The 16,197-nt window shown below is 60.9% G+C and carries 13 protein-coding genes and 1 pseudogene; 13 read left to right on the forward strand and 1 reads right to left on the reverse strand.

The features are described 5' to 3' along the window. From HUK82_RS06035 to HUK82_RS06050, 4 genes and pseudogenes are all read left to right on the forward strand, one after another. Positions 1–756: FAD-dependent monooxygenase (locus tag HUK82_RS06035; protein WP_176613097.1), on the forward strand; the 756-nt coding region annotated here is incomplete at its 5' end. 93 nt (positions 757–849) lie between these two features. Continuing rightward, positions 850–1,077 (forward strand): type II toxin-antitoxin system VapB family antitoxin, encoded by a 228-nt coding sequence (gene vapB / locus HUK82_RS06040; protein ID WP_456304196.1) that lies wholly within the window; start codon positions 850–852, stop codon positions 1,075–1,077. Then, positions 1,077–1,475, forward strand: a pseudogene (gene vapC, locus HUK82_RS06045) (type II toxin-antitoxin system tRNA(fMet)-specific endonuclease VapC); the annotation flags it as partial. The gene vapB and the pseudogene vapC, both read left to right, overlap by 1 nt. 320 nt (positions 1,476–1,795) lie before the next feature. After that, on the forward strand, positions 1,796–3,049 hold the full coding sequence (locus tag HUK82_RS06050; protein WP_176613098.1) for a hypothetical protein: 1,254 nt from the start codon (positions 1,796–1,798) through the stop codon (positions 3,047–3,049). Between the two features lie 522 nt (positions 3,050–3,571). Here HUK82_RS06050 and HUK82_RS06055 read toward each other — a convergent pair. Continuing rightward, complete coding sequence (locus HUK82_RS06055) at positions 3,572–5,620, reverse strand: ATP-binding protein (RefSeq protein ID WP_212647915.1); 2,049 nt, start codon at positions 5,618–5,620, stop codon at positions 3,572–3,574. Between the two features lie 196 nt (positions 5,621–5,816). On the opposite strand from HUK82_RS06055, the gene HUK82_RS06060 reads away from it, so the two are divergent. The 9 genes from HUK82_RS06060 (at position 5,817) to flhA (ending at position 16,186) form a co-directional block, all read left to right on the forward strand. Next, complete coding sequence (locus tag HUK82_RS06060) at positions 5,817–6,680, forward strand: HAD family hydrolase (RefSeq protein WP_176613099.1); 864 nt, start codon at positions 5,817–5,819, stop codon at positions 6,678–6,680. Beyond that, positions 6,677–7,363: a hypothetical protein gene (locus tag HUK82_RS06065; RefSeq protein WP_176613100.1), complete on the forward strand. Its 687-nt coding sequence runs from the start codon at positions 6,677–6,679 to the stop codon at positions 7,361–7,363. The genes HUK82_RS06060 and HUK82_RS06065 overlap by 4 nt, the downstream gene beginning before the upstream one ends. Before the next feature lie 478 nt (positions 7,364–7,841). Then, a complete protein-coding gene (locus HUK82_RS06070) occupies positions 7,842–9,665 on the forward strand; it encodes an ABC transporter ATP-binding protein (RefSeq protein WP_176613101.1) in 1,824 nt (607 codons plus the stop codon). 192 nt (positions 9,666–9,857) lie between these two features. Next, complete coding sequence (gene fliF / locus HUK82_RS06075) at positions 9,858–11,537, forward strand: flagellar basal-body MS-ring/collar protein FliF (protein WP_176613102.1); 1,680 nt, start codon at positions 9,858–9,860, stop codon at positions 11,535–11,537. A gap of 3 nt (positions 11,538–11,540) precedes the next feature. Then, the gene (fliG, locus tag HUK82_RS06080) at positions 11,541–12,551 is read left to right on the forward strand and encodes a flagellar motor switch protein FliG (protein ID WP_176613103.1); all 1,011 of its coding nucleotides are present in this window, start codon (positions 11,541–11,543) and stop codon (positions 12,549–12,551) included. Next, positions 12,548–13,231 carry a FliH/SctL family protein gene (locus HUK82_RS06085; protein WP_176613104.1) on the forward strand — a complete coding sequence of 228 codons (684 nt, stop codon included), beginning with the start codon at positions 12,548–12,550 and terminating at the stop codon, positions 13,229–13,231. Before fliG ends, HUK82_RS06085 begins: the two co-directional genes overlap by 4 nt. Then, entirely contained in the window at positions 13,228–13,551 is a 324-nt protein-coding gene (gene fliN, locus HUK82_RS06090) for a flagellar motor switch protein FliN (protein ID WP_218061523.1), read from the forward strand. The genes HUK82_RS06085 and fliN overlap by 4 nt, the downstream gene beginning before the upstream one ends. Before the next feature lie 19 nt (positions 13,552–13,570). Beyond that, a complete protein-coding gene (locus HUK82_RS17680; protein WP_373318210.1) occupies positions 13,571–14,053 on the forward strand; it encodes a helix-turn-helix domain-containing protein in 483 nt (160 codons plus the stop codon). A 3-nt stretch (positions 14,054–14,056) separates the two neighbouring features. Beyond that, complete coding sequence (gene flhA / locus HUK82_RS06100) at positions 14,057–16,186, forward strand: flagellar biosynthesis protein FlhA (protein WP_176613105.1); 2,130 nt, start codon at positions 14,057–14,059, stop codon at positions 16,184–16,186. Positions 16,187–16,197: the final 11 nt, after the last annotated feature.

The following is a 16,197-nucleotide window of genomic DNA, read 5'->3' on the forward strand; positions in this document are numbered from 1 at the left end:
CGCACGCGCCCGCTGAGCACCGAGGTGGTCAGCGGCGGCGACACCCTGTCCGCGCGGCTGGTGGTCGGCGCCGACGGCCGCTTTTCCCGCGTGCGGGCGATGTGCGGCATCGGCGCCATCGTGCACGATTTCCACCGCTCGATCCTGGTGTGCCGCATGGCGCATGAGTCGCCGCATCACCACATCGCCACCCAGTGGTTTGACGCGGGCCAGACGATCGCGCTGCTGCCGGTCAACGGCGGCGCGTCGTCACTGGTCCTGACCCTGCCCGATGATGAGATCCGACGTCTGGCGCAACTGGAACAGTCCGCCTTCAACGACGACATCATGCGCCGGGTCGGCAACCGTCTGGGCGCGATGCGACTGGTTAGCACGCGGCATATCTATCCGCTGAAGGCCGTCTACGCGCATCGCTTCGCCGCCCACCGTCTGGCACTGGTCGGCGACGCGGCGGTCGGCATGCACCCGATCACGGCGCATGGTTTCAACCTCGGCCTGCGCGGGCAGCAGACCCTGGTCGCCGCCCTGTCCAACGCCGACGACCCGGGCGCGCGGGCACCCCTGCGCCAGTTCGAATGGCAGCACCGCCGCGACACCGCCCCCCTGTTTGCCGCCACAAACGGCATCGCAACACTCTACACCCGTGACGAAGCCCCGTTCATGGCGCTGCGCCGCGCGGGCCTGCGACTGGCGCAAGCCCTGCCGCCGTTCCGGACGGCGGTGAGCCAGATGCTGATGGATCGCGGGGCGGCGTAAGGGGGGAAACGGGTAGGGTCTGTGTAGCGACCGAATTCTGTTGGCAGTCGACGAAAGTGTGGATATACCATCGGCATATCCCATATGGAGGGTATGATGCTCGCCCGCACCACGCTTTTCCTGTCCAATCGCTCGCAGGCCGTGCGCCTGCCCAAGGCGGTTGCGTTTGACGTCAGCCTGAAAGATGTCGTGATTATTCCGGACGGTGCGCGTCGCATAATCGCGCCTGCACATGCCGCATGGGACGACTTCTTTGCCGCCCCGGGCACTTCATTGCCTGAGCGCGATCAGCCCCGGATGCAGCAGCGCGAAAGCTTCTGATGCTTCGTTATCTTCTGGATACGAACTTCTGTATCCGTGTCCTGCGGGATCGTCCACAGGGGCTGCGCGCACGTTTTAACGAAAACGCCGAGGCCCTCTGTATCTCGGACGTCATACTTTACGAGCTTCTCTATGGAGCCGAAAAATCTCAAAGTCCGGCAAGGACGCGACGTGAGGTTGAGCATTTTGCTGCACGTCTGTCTGTATTGCCATTTGATGATGATGCCGCAGCCCATACAGCTGAAATCAGGGCTGACCTTGAAACGCGAGGATGTGTCATCGGACCATACGATTTGATGATTGCCGGGCACGCGCGCAGCAGGGGACTTGTCGTCGTGACCGGAAATCTACGGGAATTTACGCGTGTAGATGGGCTGCGTTCTGAAGATTGGACGGCGGATTATGGGGGTGAGCGGAAGGTCGGCTTTGGAGCATCAAACGATGTTTCTCGCCGTTCATTCTACTGAGTTTGACGGGGCTCTCTGCGCCTCTTTCCAAACATTCAGAGCGCGATTTCCGCTGTCCAGCTGCAGACCGACCGCTTTTTTATCTCCGCATGCGCAAGTGGGTCGTTACGCAATCGCCGGTTTATTGGATTTCAGATGTCAATTGCCGATTTTCACGCACTTGGCGGTCAATTTCCAATACTTGGCAAATTGGGCATCTTGAATCTAAAATAGAAACGTCCCCCTCCTTTGTGTACAAAGATAAGATCGTAATGGCGCGTAAAATCTTTTGGTCCTGGCAGAGTGATGCGCCTCAACGCGAGACCCGAGGCGTGATTCATGAAGCCTTGAAAAGGGCAGTAAAGGAGTTAGAGGTCGAGCTTCAGGAAGCAGAGCGCTTTGAGATCGACCAGGGTGCGAGAGGCGTTCTTGGCATGGAACTCATCGCAGAAAAGATACTAGACAAGATCGACTTGGCTGCAATCTTCGTGGGCGACATTTCGACCGTCGGTGTGATCGGCGAGAAGAATGAGCGTAAATGCATCGCCAATCCCAATGTTATGCTTGAATTGGGCTATGCCCGTAGAGCACTTGGTAGGCAGCGTGTCATTTCCGTATTCAACAAGGCGATAGGCCCTACGCGTCACGAAGATCTCCCCTTCGATCTACGGCATATGTCCGGCTCAATCCATTTCGAGTTGCCAGTGGGTGCGACCAATGAGGACCTAGTAAAAGAGCGCAACAAGCTGCAGAGGCATTTCCGCGAGTATCTCTCGGCGATGCTGGCCAATCTTGAAGTCAGATCGGCCCCGCCACCATCGGAGTGGCACCTTCACCTTCCTCATGATCCCAGCATTTGGGAGGAAGCCTACAATCCTTTGCCGGTCGCGTGTCCAAGTTTGGGGCAGGTAGACCTCATAATGGCAAGTGCACCTCGTTTTTTTGTGCGGCTGTTACCGGCGACACATAGAGAAGTACGCAAGGTTCCCGACTGCCTGTTTCCCGGGAAGCAGGAGGCGCTTTATCCCATCGGTACTGGCGGAAATCTGAATTATGGAAGGTCTGGAAACGGTTATGTGATCTTCGAAAGTATTAGCGAGGGACGCACAACTCAATCTGCGGCACGCTGGTACAAGGACAACGGTGAGATATGGGCCATTTCGGCCTGGAGCTTCTATAAGCGAGGTGAACGACCTCATCTCGCTTATGACGAAGCGATCAAGGATCTCGTGCGCTGGTTGAGCGGAGCAGTCCTTTCTTCGCGCGCGGCAGGTGGCACAGGGCCACATCGTCTCATCTTGGGCAGTTGCGGCCTACGGGGGGTGGAATGGTGGGTATCACGATCAAGCCCAAGCTCCAGACCTTATCTTGGACTCAACGACTACGCGATACACGAATGCACACTCGAGAATGATAGCCGGTCAGGCATCCTCGATGCTGTGCACGCTTTCGTGGAAGTGCTGACCGAGAATTTTGGGGTCATAGGGTTATCGCTCGATCAGGTGACGAAAATTGCGGATGGGTGAGGATCAACCGGATATAAACTGACCGCCGTTAGATTGGCTTGCTGCCAAAGGCCGCGCCAACCACGTTTCGATGGCCCCCTCTGTCTCCAGCACCACCGACATGGCCTCTGCGTAACGGGGTCGCACTACCTGGTTCACCTGATAACCTTTAATAGCCTACTTCAGCCGCCTATCCGCTCTGTTTCCGTTGAGACGATTGGCACTTGGGGGGGAGAGCGGTCAGGCTGCTTTAGAGCGCCCAGCCGACGTTTCCTGCCGTTCATTCAACTGCGTGTGACGACCGCTGTGCGTCCAGTTCTAGACGTTCGACAGGGATACCATAGCACTCGAAAGCAGACGTCAGAATTTTGACGGAATCTGGGACTTTGCTACCAGATGAATGGCCATCCGAAAGGCGCCGAACTCACATTCCGGCGTTGTTTGACTGTGGTTCCAAGACGGGCCTCCGGTGAGAGACCGCCCTCACGGCAGGCCCGCGTTGATCACTCATGGACACCGTCCCACCTATAGACGGCTGAGCGATTATCGGGTCCCGCCCGTGGCGCCAAGGCTCCCAAGCGTACCTTTGGGCTTCCGGTCATAGGTGGACCGGCCCTCAAGCATCTGTACGAAGGCCTCGTTCCGGTTGGTGGCCCGATCGACCAGGCGATCGAAGGCCACGACTTCGATCATGAGGTTGAGAGACTGGAAGTAGCGATACGCCATCTGCCCACCGTAGTTGGTGATGACGAAATCCTCCATCTGGAGGTAGTTCTGGAGATTGTCGTTCCAGTCCGCAATGACGTAACCCCTCACCATCGTATCAGGCGGGACGGAAACTTCTCGACCAGCCGAGGTCTTGATCCTGCCCTTCTGGCGAATGTCGGAGATCTGCCGCTTCAGCTGATCGACCGGGTTGTTTGTCGGACTGTCGCTCTCGGCCGAGTACCCGGTCTTCTGCGGGCGTTTCATCTCGACAACCATGAGTTCGTTCTGGTTGTTGACCAGCAGATCGTGGGCATATTCGCCTTTAGCCCTGTAATTGCCGTCAGGGGTGCGATCGCTGGAAACGTACTGGGCGTAGGCGAGGTCGTCGTCCAGCAACCAGAGGTTGTGCGAACTGTAATCAATCTCATCGCTATCTTTGTAGCGCGGATATATGAGCGCATGCACCCTGTCCTCAGTCGCCAGACCGTCTGCCTGCTTCTTAAGGAGTTCTCGGAAGATTGTGATGACGTGGTTGCGGTAGGCGACGTAGACTGCCAGGGCTTCCTTCGCATCCGCTGGGATCTGGGTTTTCACCAAGTGTTCGAGTTGCTCGACGCTCGCGTCCTCACCTAGCTTGGAGAAGTCGAACTTTTTGCGGAACCTCTCTACAAAAAGGTCCTGCGCTAACTGCTCCCGCGTCTCCGTGATCGAGCGCTTGCGCACGAAGTCCTCCGGGGACCTGTCGCCCAGGCCGCGCCGCAGCAGTGGATCTACGGCTATCAAATGCTCGATGTCGGCGACCATCTTAGCGCGACGCTCACTGGTGTAGGCGCTTTCGATCTCCAGGATGTGCTGCTTGGCCAACGCGATGAGATGATCCCTGATCGACTTTTTAACGCCGTCGCGAACGATCCTCGCGTGCAGGTTCGTGATCCGGTCGCGAGATTGCGACGACACGAAGAAGTCGCTCGATACGGCCACGAGATAGAAATATCGTTGCGGGCCGGTCTCGCCCGCCTCCACGAAGGGCTTGTCGTTCACACCCGACGAGATGTTCTCGAGATCGCTCGCGGCCCGATTGTTAGCATAGAAGTATAGTCGATGCTTCTTGGCCTGGGCTTCGCCCACCTTGAAGTAGCTGAAGTCGAACCTTCTGCTTTTCTGCCCGATCTCGAGATACTCGGTCCGCGATCCGCCCATCGAGAGGGATTCGTAGAAGTGTTCGTATAGATTAAAGGGAGCACCATCGATAACTAGTATAGTATGCTGCGGAACCTTCTTCTGAATGAACTCAATCAGAAAATGATCAAGCAGCGCCGCTGCGATGGCATTTTCAGCAGACGCGCCCATGTAGCGAGGTCCGGCCAAGTCGAAATAGTCCTGGCTCTCGTCGAAAGGTGAACGCATGAGCGCGGTCAACCCCCTGTCGAAGCGATGCGCCGCGACTCCGCTATCCACTGCAATTTCAACGAGGTTGTCATCGTTCGCGAACGGCTTGTAAGCGTAGCTCCCGCCAATCACTGCGCCGAGCGCGTCGATCTGCCGGGATGAATAGAAGACGTCCCTGAAAATCCTAAACGCGATGAAGCGGCCGAACCCTTTGCCTCCCCGCTCGTACTTATTGCCAGTCAGCGGCGTTAGGAAGGCGCCCAGATTTTTCTCGTCGAAACCGACTCCGTTATCCGCAATCACTATCTGGCGCTCGGCACTGGATATCTCAATTTCGATACGTCCATCCCGCTCGACGTAATCGCCCCAGCGCTCTTCGATTGAATGAAGAGAGTTGGAGACCGCCTCGAACAAGGGAAAGAGAAACCCGTGCAGCCCCTCCGGCAGCGTGGCGCGTTTGACCTCGGAGGCCAGATCAATCGACTTGTGCTTCACACGTGTCTCCCGCGAGAATGGCCAATGCCAGACGGGCAACAGAATGCCCAGCATGAAATGCCAGAGCAAGCTCGTCTCGACGGCGGCGCTTCGGCTGGCGACCGTGGCTGATCCGGTTGCCGTGCCGCTCTGGCTCGCTTAGATAGACGACGCATACAGGCGCGGACAGACCAACTGCCCTGCCTGGCGGGGAAAGATGGAATTTGTGAAGAAGCGCGTACTCATCACTGACGTAGACAACACCCTGCTCGATTGGCAGAATCTCTGGTATGAGACCTTCTCGGCGATGACCCAGAAGGTTCTCGAGATTTCGGGCGTCGATCCTAACGAACTGTACGCCCAGTGCAGCGTGGTCCATCAGAAATACGGCACCAGTGAATATTCGCGTTTGCTGGAGGAGTTGCCGTGCTTGCGCCAGCTCTACGGCGATGACGTTGTTACGGTGATGGCGCCCGCGATCGACTCGTTTCGCGCGGCGAGACGCCGGGTGCTGCAGCTCTACCCCACTGTCGAGGACACGCTGAAGGCGCTCAAGGCATCTGGTGTATTTATAGCGGCTTTTACCGAGTCCAAGGCGTTCTACACCGGCTACCGCTTCCGCAAGCTGGGCCTTGATGGACTGATCGACTATCTCTACTCGCCCGCCGACCATAGTATGCCCGATGGAACGGCGGGGGCTCGCTTCTATGAACCCGAAAGCTACAGCTTCAAGCATACGGTCCATCACTACACCCCCGAAGGCGAGGTGAAGCCCAATCCGGACATTCTAGTCCAGATCATTGCCGACCTAGGGGCCGCGATTGACGAGGTGGTCTACGTGGGCGACAACATTCTCAAGGACGTACTCATGGCTCAGCAGGCGGGCGTAACCGACGTCCACGCGCTATATGGCGCCAGTCAGCACAAGCCCGAATATGAGCTGCTCCGGAAGGTAACGCACTGGACACCGGAAATGGTAGAGCGCGAGCGCCGCGCGCTCAAGCCCGGCGGCCTGATGGCAACGCATGTCCTCGAGAAGGAGTTCGCGCAGATCCTACCGCTGTTCGAGATGCGCTCATGACTGATCCCGCCGCCGCACCGCCCCTGGCCGCAGGCCAAGTCGAGATTTGGAAGAAGATCGTCGACGTGCAGCAGCACTTTAACGATCTTGAGCTACGTATCCGCAATTTCGCTCTCATCGTTACGGGCGCGTTCCTTGGCTTAGGCGGCTACGCGATCAAGGACGGAGGCATCATCAACGCCTTTGGTTGGGAGGTCTCCATGGCCGGTTTGATCGTGGTGTCCGCGATCTTCCCTCTCCTTTCCTTCTATTTCATGGATCGCCTCTGGTATCATCGTCTGCTCGACGGCTCGGTGCAGGCGGGCATAGAGGCGGAGACTGCCCTCAAGGATCTCGGTTATAAGGTCGACCTTGGATCGCAGATCTCTGCCAAGAGCCCGTTCAAGCTCTGGGTGCTAGGGTGGCCAATCCATTCCAAGACCAAGATGGACACCTTTTATCTGGTGCTGGTGCTGACGCTGCTCATCGTCGGTGCGTGCTTGGGCTTCGGCATTCGTCCACAACAGGTTTCGGCTACACCAACTACTTCATCAGTAACTGCAAGTAGTGTCCCCTTGAGGCAACTTCCCGCGAAGCTCATTGCGCCGACAGTCCCGATTGCGCCAGCAATAGCCGGCGCTTCAGCGACACCTAATGACGCTTCGAACGGGGCTTCCACACATTCCAAGCAAGGCGGGCGCTAGCCTACCTGTCTCGATCATATTTACCGTCAGATGAGAATGCACTCCTGCCGATCGACCATCATCGGCAATCGCGCGCAAACGATGGTTGTTACATGTGAGGCAATAGCAGCGTGTAATCTTCGTCAGACGAACGACCGTTTGGGGTGAATCTAGCCATTCCACGGACGTATGATGGACTACTGAGTTTGGTCGGCAGCCGACGCCGCGCAGAATGTCAGCTATCCCCGCGACCCGGTGCCGAACCGGGCATGCGCCTATCGGCCCAAACCCGCCTGCAAGAGATCGTGCTGCTCATGTCCGCTATGCGGAAAGCTGTTCATAAGCGCGCATGACCAAAATGAGGCGAAAGCAGTCATAACAATGTCCCACTACCCATCCAACACCCCACATCCTCCACCTTTGACGCGCCCTGCCCACCCCCGCTAAAACCCCCGCTCCAGCCAAGACGCCGGCACGACGACGCCCCGGGGAGCCACAGATGACGCAGACAGACCAGCCGCGCCCGGACACCCCCGCGCGGCGCGCGGGACGGCGCGACTTTATCGAGGCGCTGCGGTTCGTCGCCGTCCGTTGGCTGCGCTATCCCGGCCCGTTCTGGGGCACCGTTCTGGGCGTCGGGCTGGCCACCGTCACCGATGTCGTCACCCCTGTGCTGGCGGGGCGCGTCGTGGCCGATGTGGCCCACGCGCCGGGTGCTGCCGACCCAGTGGCGCTGGCGGCGCGTCACGACGCGATCCTGATGCTGGGCGGTCTGCTGCTGCTGGGGCTGGTGGGCGTGCTGGGGCGCCGGCTCTCGTTCATTGCGATCTCGCATCTGACGCTGCGCGTGATGTCGGAGGTCGCGTCGACGGCGTTCGCGCGGGTGCAGCGTTTTTCCACCGACTGGCACGCCAACACTTTTGCCGGCTCCACCGTGCGTCGGCTGACGCGTGGCATGTGGGCGATCGACGCGCTGGACGACACGCTGCTGCTTCTGTTGCTGCCCGAGGCCGCCGTGCTGGGCGGCACGACGCTGGTGCTGGGCTGGCATTGGCCGTTCATGGGCGTGTTGCTGGCGGTGATGACGGCGGTGTTCGCAACGGTGTCGGTACTGCTGACGCTCAACTATGTTGCACCGTCCGCGCGGCAGGCGAACCGATGGGACACGCGCGTCGGCGCGACGCTGGCCGATGCGCTGACCTGCAACCCGGTGGTCAAGGCATTTGGCGCCGAAACGCGCGAGGACCGGCGGCTGGCCCGCGTGCTGACGCGCTGGCGCGGCCGCACCCTGCGGTCGTGGGTGCGTGGGACCGACAGCGGCAATATCCAGAATCTGCTGAACACGGCGATGCGCATCAGCCTGATCGCGTGCGCCATCATCCTGTGGTGGGCTGGGAAGGCCGGTCCCGGGGATGTCGCGTACATTCTGACCATGGTGTTTCTGGTGCAGGGGTATCTGCGCGACATCGGCCAGCAGGTCTCTGTCGTGCAGCGCTCGGTCAATGAGATGGAAGAACTGGTGGCGATCTTCGCCCGCGCGCCGGATGTGGCCGATCACCCGGGGGCCGGTCCGCTGCGCGTCACACGGGGCGAGATCCGCTTCGACCACGTGGGTTTCACCTATGCCGGTCAGGATCGCCCCCTGTTCGACGGCCTGACCCTGACGCTGGCGCCGGGCAGCCGCGTGGCGTTGGTCGGGTCGTCCGGGTCGGGCAAGACGACGCTGACCAAGCTTCTGCAACGGCTGTACGACATCCAGCGGGGCACGATCACCATCGACGGCACCGACATCGCCGACGTGACCCAGTCCAGTCTGCGCGAACAGATCGCCATCGTCCCGCAGGAGCCGATCCTGTTTCATCGCACCCTGGCCGAGAACATCGCCTACGGCCGCCCCGGTGCGTCGATGGACGATATCCGCGAGGCCGCGCGTCTGGCCAATGCCGCCGACTTTGTCGAGCGTCTGCCCCAGGGCTACGACACCCTGGTGGGCGAGCGCGGGGTGAAGCTGTCGGGCGGCGAGCGGCAGCGCGTGGCGATTGCGCGCGCCTTTATCGCCAATGCGCGTATTCTGGTGTTCGACGAGGCGACGTCCAGCCTTGATTCGGAATCCGAAAAACTGGTGCAGGACGCGATGGAACGGCTGATGGAGGGGCGCACGGTGATCGTGATCGCGCACCGTCTGTCGACCGTGATCGGGCTGGACCGGATTTTGGTGTTCTCGCACGGGCACCTGCGCGAGGACGGCTCGCACGCGGCGTTGGTCCAGCGCGAGGGCGGGATTTATCGCCGGCTGTTCGAACTGCAGTCGCTGGAGGGGTGACACCGCGCGCTGTGGCGTCGGTACCGATGCCGCGCCGCAATCATGAATGTACCCGGCAAAAAATGCCGCCTTATTAACGCTCCGGTAAGAGTGCGCGGGCATTCTCGGCCCATCGATCACAACAAAGAGATCGCCGGGAATGGGAACTGCGCTGCCTGAGGACGACCGCCTGCGCGCCATGTGCGGGGCGCCGTGAAAGCTGTCCTCGACAATCTGAAAGAGCTGGGTCTTGCGCGGTTGCTGGTGCTTGGCGGCGTGGCGGCGGTCCTGCTGGGGCTTCTCGCCACCATGGCGGTGCGGGACTCGCGGCCGGATATGGTGCCGCTGTATCGCGACCTGGACGCCAAGGACGCGGCCGAGATGGTCGACCAGTTGGACAAGGCGCACATCGACCATACCGTGTCCCCGCAGGGGGACGAGGTCAGCGTGCCGCGCGGTGATGTTGCCGCAGCACGTCTGGCCCTCGCGCGTAACGGCCTGCCCGGTGGCGGGGCTGTGGGATACGAGATTTTCGATCGCGGCGGCTCCCTGACATCGACACAGTTCGAGCAGGGCATCAATGAAACGCGTGCGATGGAGGGGGAGCTCGAACGCTCGATCCGCCTGATCAGCGGCGTCAAGCGGGCCCGCGTACATGTCGTCCTGCCGCACCGTGACCTGTTCTCGACGCAGGAACAGCCGTCGCAGGCCAGTGTTTTGCTAGCCATGCAGGGCCGCGGTCGCCTCGATCCAGAGGGCGTGCAGGCGATCCTTAATCTGGTATCGGCTGCCATTCCTGGCCTGAAGGCGCAGAATATCTCGGTCGTCGATACGAATGGCGACGTGCTGGCCCGCGCGCGTGCCCTGACCGGCGCCAATCAGGACGCACAGGACGAGGACGAGCGTCGCCGCGCACTCGAGATGCGCCTGGCCCACGCGGTGGAAGAGATGCTGGCGCCGACGCTGGGGGCCGATCATGTGCGTGCCGAGGCATCGGTCACGATGAACATGGATCGCGTGAAGGAGACGCAGGAAAAATACGATCCGGACCAGCAGGTCCTGCGATCCCAGCAGACGACGACCAGCAAGAACGTGAACACGGAACCGCCGCAGAACGTCTCCGTGTCCAATAACCTGCCAAATGCCAACGCCGGCCAGCAACAGGCCGGCAGTCAGGAAAACCGTCAGGAAGAGACCAATAATTACGAGATCGGCAAGACGGTGCGCACGCTGGTCCAGGACCAGCCCCGCATCCAGCACCTGAGTGTTGCCGTGATGGTCGACGGAACGGTTGTGCGGGGTGCCGACGGAAAGCCCGTCTGGGCGCCCCGCCCGGCTGAAGAACTTGAGCGCCTGACGACGCTCGTCCGTACTGCCGTGGGTTACGATGCCGCGCGGGGCGACACGGTGTCGGTGGTCTCGATGCGCTTCAATACCGACGATCTCGGCGCGGCGGAGGATGCGCCGCATGGTCTGGCGGCGTATGTCCAGACGGGCACGATGCTGCAACTCGTAAGGACGGCCATCGTCGGCATGGTGCTGTTCCTGATCATGTTTTTCGTGGTCCGGCCCGCTCTGCGCGGAAAGGGGCTGGTGCCCGGCGAGAGCACCGGTCTGGCCGAGGGAGGCGCGGCCTTCGGTGCCCTGCCGGGGTCGAGCCTGGACGCCGTCAATGCCATGGCTCTCAGCCCGGGTGTCCTGAACCCGGGGACGCTGGCCCTTGCGTCGCCGCCCGGGCTGTCGCCTGCGGATGATCTCGTCAGCATGGACGGTGTCGAGGGTCACATAAAGGCGGCATCGATCAGGAAAGTCATAGAAATCGTCAACGGGAACATGGACGATACGCTGATGGTCATCCGCAACTGGCTGAATGCCGACAGCGAAGGACGCTGAGCAATGATGTTGATGAAAAACACGGTCTCAGGCGTACAGAAGGCCGCGATCCTGATGCTGGCCCTTGGCGAGGACAGTTGCGCCAAATTGTTCGAAGCCCTGAGCGAACCTGAAATTCGCGAGATTTCGGTTGCCATGTCGCAGCTCGGCACGGTGCCGGCGGAGACCGTCGAAAGCATATGCAACGAATTCGCCAGGACCATCGCGTCGAGTGAAATCCTGGTCGGAAGCTATGAGAGTACGGAACGGTTGCTGCGCCGCGCGCTGTCGCCCGAGCGTGCGTCGCAGATCATGGAGGAAATACGCGGCCCGGCCGGTCGGACCATGTGGGACAAGCTGGGGAATGTTTCCGAAACCGTCCTCGCCAATTACTTGAAAAATGAATACCCGCAGACGGTTGCGGTAATTTTGGGCAAAATCCGCAGTGACCATGCGGCGCGGGTGCTCAGCCTGCTGCCCGAGGATTTCGCGCTGGATGTCATGACGCGCATGCTCAAGATGGAAACGGTGCAGAAGGACGTCCTCGACACGCTGGAAGTCACGTTGCGGTCGGAATTCATGGCCAATCTGTCCCGTGCGCCAAAGCGGGGCAGTCACGAACAGCTCGCCGAGGTCTTCAATAATTTCGATCGCCGCTCCGAAGTGCGGTTCATGGAGGCGCTCGAGGAGCGCAGCCACGACGATGCCGAGCGGATCAAGGCGCTTATGTTTACGTTCGACGACCTTCGTCGCCTGTCGGCATCGTCCATGATGCGGCTGTTGCAGGAGGTCGAGCGCGATCGTCTGCCGCTTGCCCTGAAGGGTGCGTCGGAGGAGTTGCGAAAGCACTTCATGGACGCGATGTCCGAACGCGCGGGCAAGATGCTGCGTGACGATATGGCAGCACTCGGTCCTGTGCGGGTCAAGGACGTGGACGCGGCGCAGGCCGAGATCGTGGTGCTCGCCAAGACCCTTGCCGATGACGGCGAGATCGAATTGTCCGAAACCACGCAGGCCGGAGAAATGATACAATGAGCGCAGGCTTCGGGACGGAACGCGAGCGGATCCTCGGCGTGATCTACGCGGAAGATTTTGATGAGCCTGCAAGACCGCACCAGCCCCCGGCTGAAACGCGGCCTCCCCCCGCGGAACCCCTGTCGGCGCAGCTGACACTGGAGGATCTGGTTCAGGCGGAGCAGCACGGGCGCGCGGAGGGGTTTGCGGCCGGGCAGGAGCAAGCGTCCCGCGACCTGCTGCTGAAGCACGAAACCGAACGGCACGCGGCGCTGCTGCGTCTCGAAAATAACGTGGATACCTTATGCGCAACCCTCTCGGCCGCCATCGAGGAAAGGGCGCGTTTTCTCTCCCGGTCCGCTCTCGACGCTATCGGGCAGTTGTTGCCGACGGTGCAGGCGATGTTCGGGGACGTAGAAATGCTGGCCGTCAACGATGCCGTTCTGAGCGGTCTGCGCGAGGACATGCGCATCGAGCTGCACGTGAGTGCGGCCAGTGCTGACACGCTGAGACGGCATTGCGCGCGTACATGGGCCGGTCGGGAGCTGCCTGTCGTGGTCAGCGAGACGATGGCCGACGGCGATATCCTGCTGCTCTGGCCGGGCGGACAGGCCGTGCGATCGGGACAGACGATCGTGCGGCAGATTATCGATACATTGAACCAGAGTAACGCAAAAGCGACCGGAGTACACGCGGCATGAACCAGACAATCAGTCTCGATGAGCTCGGAACCGAACCGGCGGGGACCGGCGCCGAAGCGGGTCGCCCCGTGCGCGATCTGGAAGCCGTGTATGAGATACCCGTCACTGTCAGCGCGGTTCTTGGAAAATCCACGATGCAGGTCAGCCAGCTTCTGAAGCTTGGTCGCGGAGCCGTGGTGGAGCTGGACCGAAAAATCGGTGAAGCCATCGATATTTACGTGAATAATCGCCTTATCGCGCGTGGTGAGGTGGTGATGGTGGACGATCACCGTCTTGGCGTCACCATGACCGAAATCGTCAAGAGTGATCGTTCAAGTTGAGAGCGCGTGAGAGTCGCCTGTGCATATCCTGATTCTCGGAGACGTGTGTTGTGCGGCCCAACGCTTCCTGCTGTCGGCCGGGGATGAACCGTTGAACGCGCCATCCGCAACCCTCACGCTGGAGAGGGCACCGCCCAGCGAGGCACGCATCCTCCCGGTACAACCCGGGTCCACGATTTCCGTCGTGTCATGGGCCATGGTTCCGGCCGCGCGACTCTCGTCCACGGCCTTCACGGCGCTGGTGCGGTCGCTGGGGACGCACGACAGTGACGCGGATGATGCATCCGCCGAACATGGTGCGGATCAAAGACCCTTGTGGGTCGGCGCGACCACGCACGCTGTGGAACGGGCGCTTATTCTCGATACGCTGGCGCACACGGACGGCAACCGGACGCATGCGGCATCCCTGCTGGGAATTTCGATACGGTCCCTGCGTAACAAGCTGCGGGACTATGCCGCGCTGGGTGCGGCAATTCCTCCGCCGGCCAGCGGAGCGCCCTGACCCATGGCGTCTACCAATGCCCTGACCACGACCTTCAACGACACGGTGCGCCGCGCGCGCAATTTCGACTGGCGCGCGGTTCGTTGGCGCGATCTGGCGCCCGGATCAGATGTCGGGCTGGCCATGGCCGTGGTGGGCCTCCTGTCGGTGCTGATCCTGCCGCTCCCGACGTTCCTGCTCGATGTCGGTCTGGCATTGTCGGTCACATCGTCCGTTCTTGTCCTGATGGTGGCACTGTTCCTGAAAAGCCCTCGTGATTTCACTTCCTTTCCCACGCTTCTGCTTCTGACGACATTGCTGCGGCTGTCTCTGGAAGTTGCGACGACACGCCTGATCCTCAGCCACGGAAACGAAGGTCGTCTGGCTGCAGGTCACGTCGTGGCCGCGTTTGGCGGCTTTTTGATGGGGGGCGATGTCGTGATTGGCGGTATCGTCTTCGCCATTCTTCTTGTCGTCAACTTCATGGTCATCACGAAGGGGTCAGGGCGTATCGCGGAAGTCGCCGCGCGCTTCTCGCTTGATGCAATGCCGGGCAAGCAGATGGCCATCGACGCCGAACTGTCGTCCGGCGCCATTACCGACAAGGCCGCGCGTGTCCGGCGTCGGGAACTGGAGGAAGAGAGCGGCTTTTACGGCGCCATGGACGGTGCGGCGAAGTTCGTGCGCGGCGATGCCATTGCCAGCCTGCTGATTACCGGGATCAATATCATCGGCGGTCTTGCCATCGGGCTGGGGCGCTATGGCATGCCGCTGACGGATGCCGCGTCCACCTTTACGACCCTGACCGTCGGTGACGGGCTGGTGGCCCAGGTGCCGGCGCTGCTGGTCTCCACGGCGGCCGGCATCGTCGTCACCAAGGGTGGCACGGAAGGGGCAGCGGACGAGGCTCTGGTGCGTCAGCTTGGCGGCAACGCAAAGCCGCTTGCGATGTGCGCGTGCGCCGCCTTTCTTCTGGCGCTGATGCCCGGGTTGCCGATGCTGCCGTTCCTCGGGCTGGGCGGTCTGGCCGCGGCTGCTGCAGTCGTCCGCCATCGGCGCCCGCTGAGTGAGGATGGCGTGGACGTGATTGCAACGCAACCGGTGACGGGATCGGTGGAACCGCCGCTCTCCGCTGCGATGCATATCGATCTTCTTCGACTGGAACTGGGGTTTAACCTCTTGCCTCTGGCGGCCGGGGAGTCTCCGCGCCTGACGGAACAGATCAAGGTTCTGCGGCGCACGATTGCCGGCGAGATGGGCTTCATCCTGCCGCCGGTGCGCATTCAGGACAATCTTCAGCTCGCTCCCGATCAGTATGTCTTGCGGATCAAGGAGATCGAGGTGGGTTCGGGCGAGGTCAAGCTGAACCGTTTGCTCGTCATGGATCCGAAAGGCGGCCTGCCGGATGTAAAAGGAGACGAGACCAGCGATCCGGCGTTCGGACTGAAATCGAAATGGATAGAACCCGAGCTGCGCGAGGAAGCCCTGTTTCACGGTTATACCGTTGTCGATCCGGCGAGTGTGGTCACGACGCACCTGACCGAGCTTATTCGTGAAAACATGGCTGAACTGATGCCTTACACCGAGACGCAGAAGCTTCTCGACGAACTGCCGCGTGATCAGCAACGACTGGTCGCCGATCTTGTGCCTTCACAGATTTCCGTCGGTGGGGTGCAGAGAGTTCTGCAAAGCCTGTTGGCCGAGCGGGTGTCGATCCGCGATCTGCCCACCATTCTCGAAAGTATCCAGGAAGGATGCGGGCTGGGGCTCAAGGCGATGCCGTTGCTGGTCGCGCATGTGCGATCCCGCCTCGCGCGCCAGATCAGCAACAGTCTCGTCGGGCCGAACGGCTATATCCCTCTGGTCACGTTGAGTCCCGAGTGGGAGGGAACATTGCTCGAAGCCATGGTGGGGCCACCCGAGGACCGACATCTTGCACTGGCACCAGGAAAACTCAACGATTTCGTTGCCAAGTTACGGCAGGCACTTGATGCCGTGTCCGCGCAGGGCGACGTGCCCGTTCTTCTGGTGAGTTCCTCTCTACGCGGTCCGGTAAGGGCGATCATGGAACGGCTGAAACCATCCGTTCCTGTTCTGGCGCAAGGAGAGATCGCCCCTCGGGCCCGGATCAAGACCCTGAGAACACTGACGTAATGGCCGGTGGA

Origin of the sequence: Ameyamaea chiangmaiensis (assembly GCF_013376175.1) — a bacterium.
Taxonomy (GTDB): Bacteria; Pseudomonadota; Alphaproteobacteria; order Acetobacterales; family Acetobacteraceae; genus Ameyamaea; species Ameyamaea chiangmaiensis.

Coding starts and splice junctions, on each gene's coding strand:
- HUK82_RS06050 (WP_176613098.1), top strand. CDS start 1,796: ATGGCGCGTAAAATCTTTTGGTCCTGGCAGAGTGATGCGCCTCAACGC.
- fliG (WP_176613103.1), top strand. CDS start 11,541: ATGATGTTGATGAAAAACACGGTCTCAGGCGTACAGAAGGCCGCGATC.
- flhA (WP_176613105.1), top strand. CDS start 14,057: ATGGCGTCTACCAATGCCCTGACCACGACCTTCAACGACACGGTGCGC.
- HUK82_RS06060 (WP_176613099.1), top strand. CDS start 5,817: ATGGAATTTGTGAAGAAGCGCGTACTCATCACTGACGTAGACAACACC.
- HUK82_RS06065 (WP_176613100.1), top strand. CDS start 6,677: ATGACTGATCCCGCCGCCGCACCGCCCCTGGCCGCAGGCCAAGTCGAG.
- fliN (WP_218061523.1), top strand. CDS start 13,228: ATGAACCAGACAATCAGTCTCGATGAGCTCGGAACCGAACCGGCGGGG.
- HUK82_RS06085 (WP_176613104.1), top strand. CDS start 12,548: ATGAGCGCAGGCTTCGGGACGGAACGCGAGCGGATCCTCGGCGTGATC.
- vapB (WP_456304196.1), top strand. CDS start 850: ATGATGCTCGCCCGCACCACGCTTTTCCTGTCCAATCGCTCGCAGGCC.
- HUK82_RS06070 (WP_176613101.1), top strand. CDS start 7,842: ATGACGCAGACAGACCAGCCGCGCCCGGACACCCCCGCGCGGCGCGCG.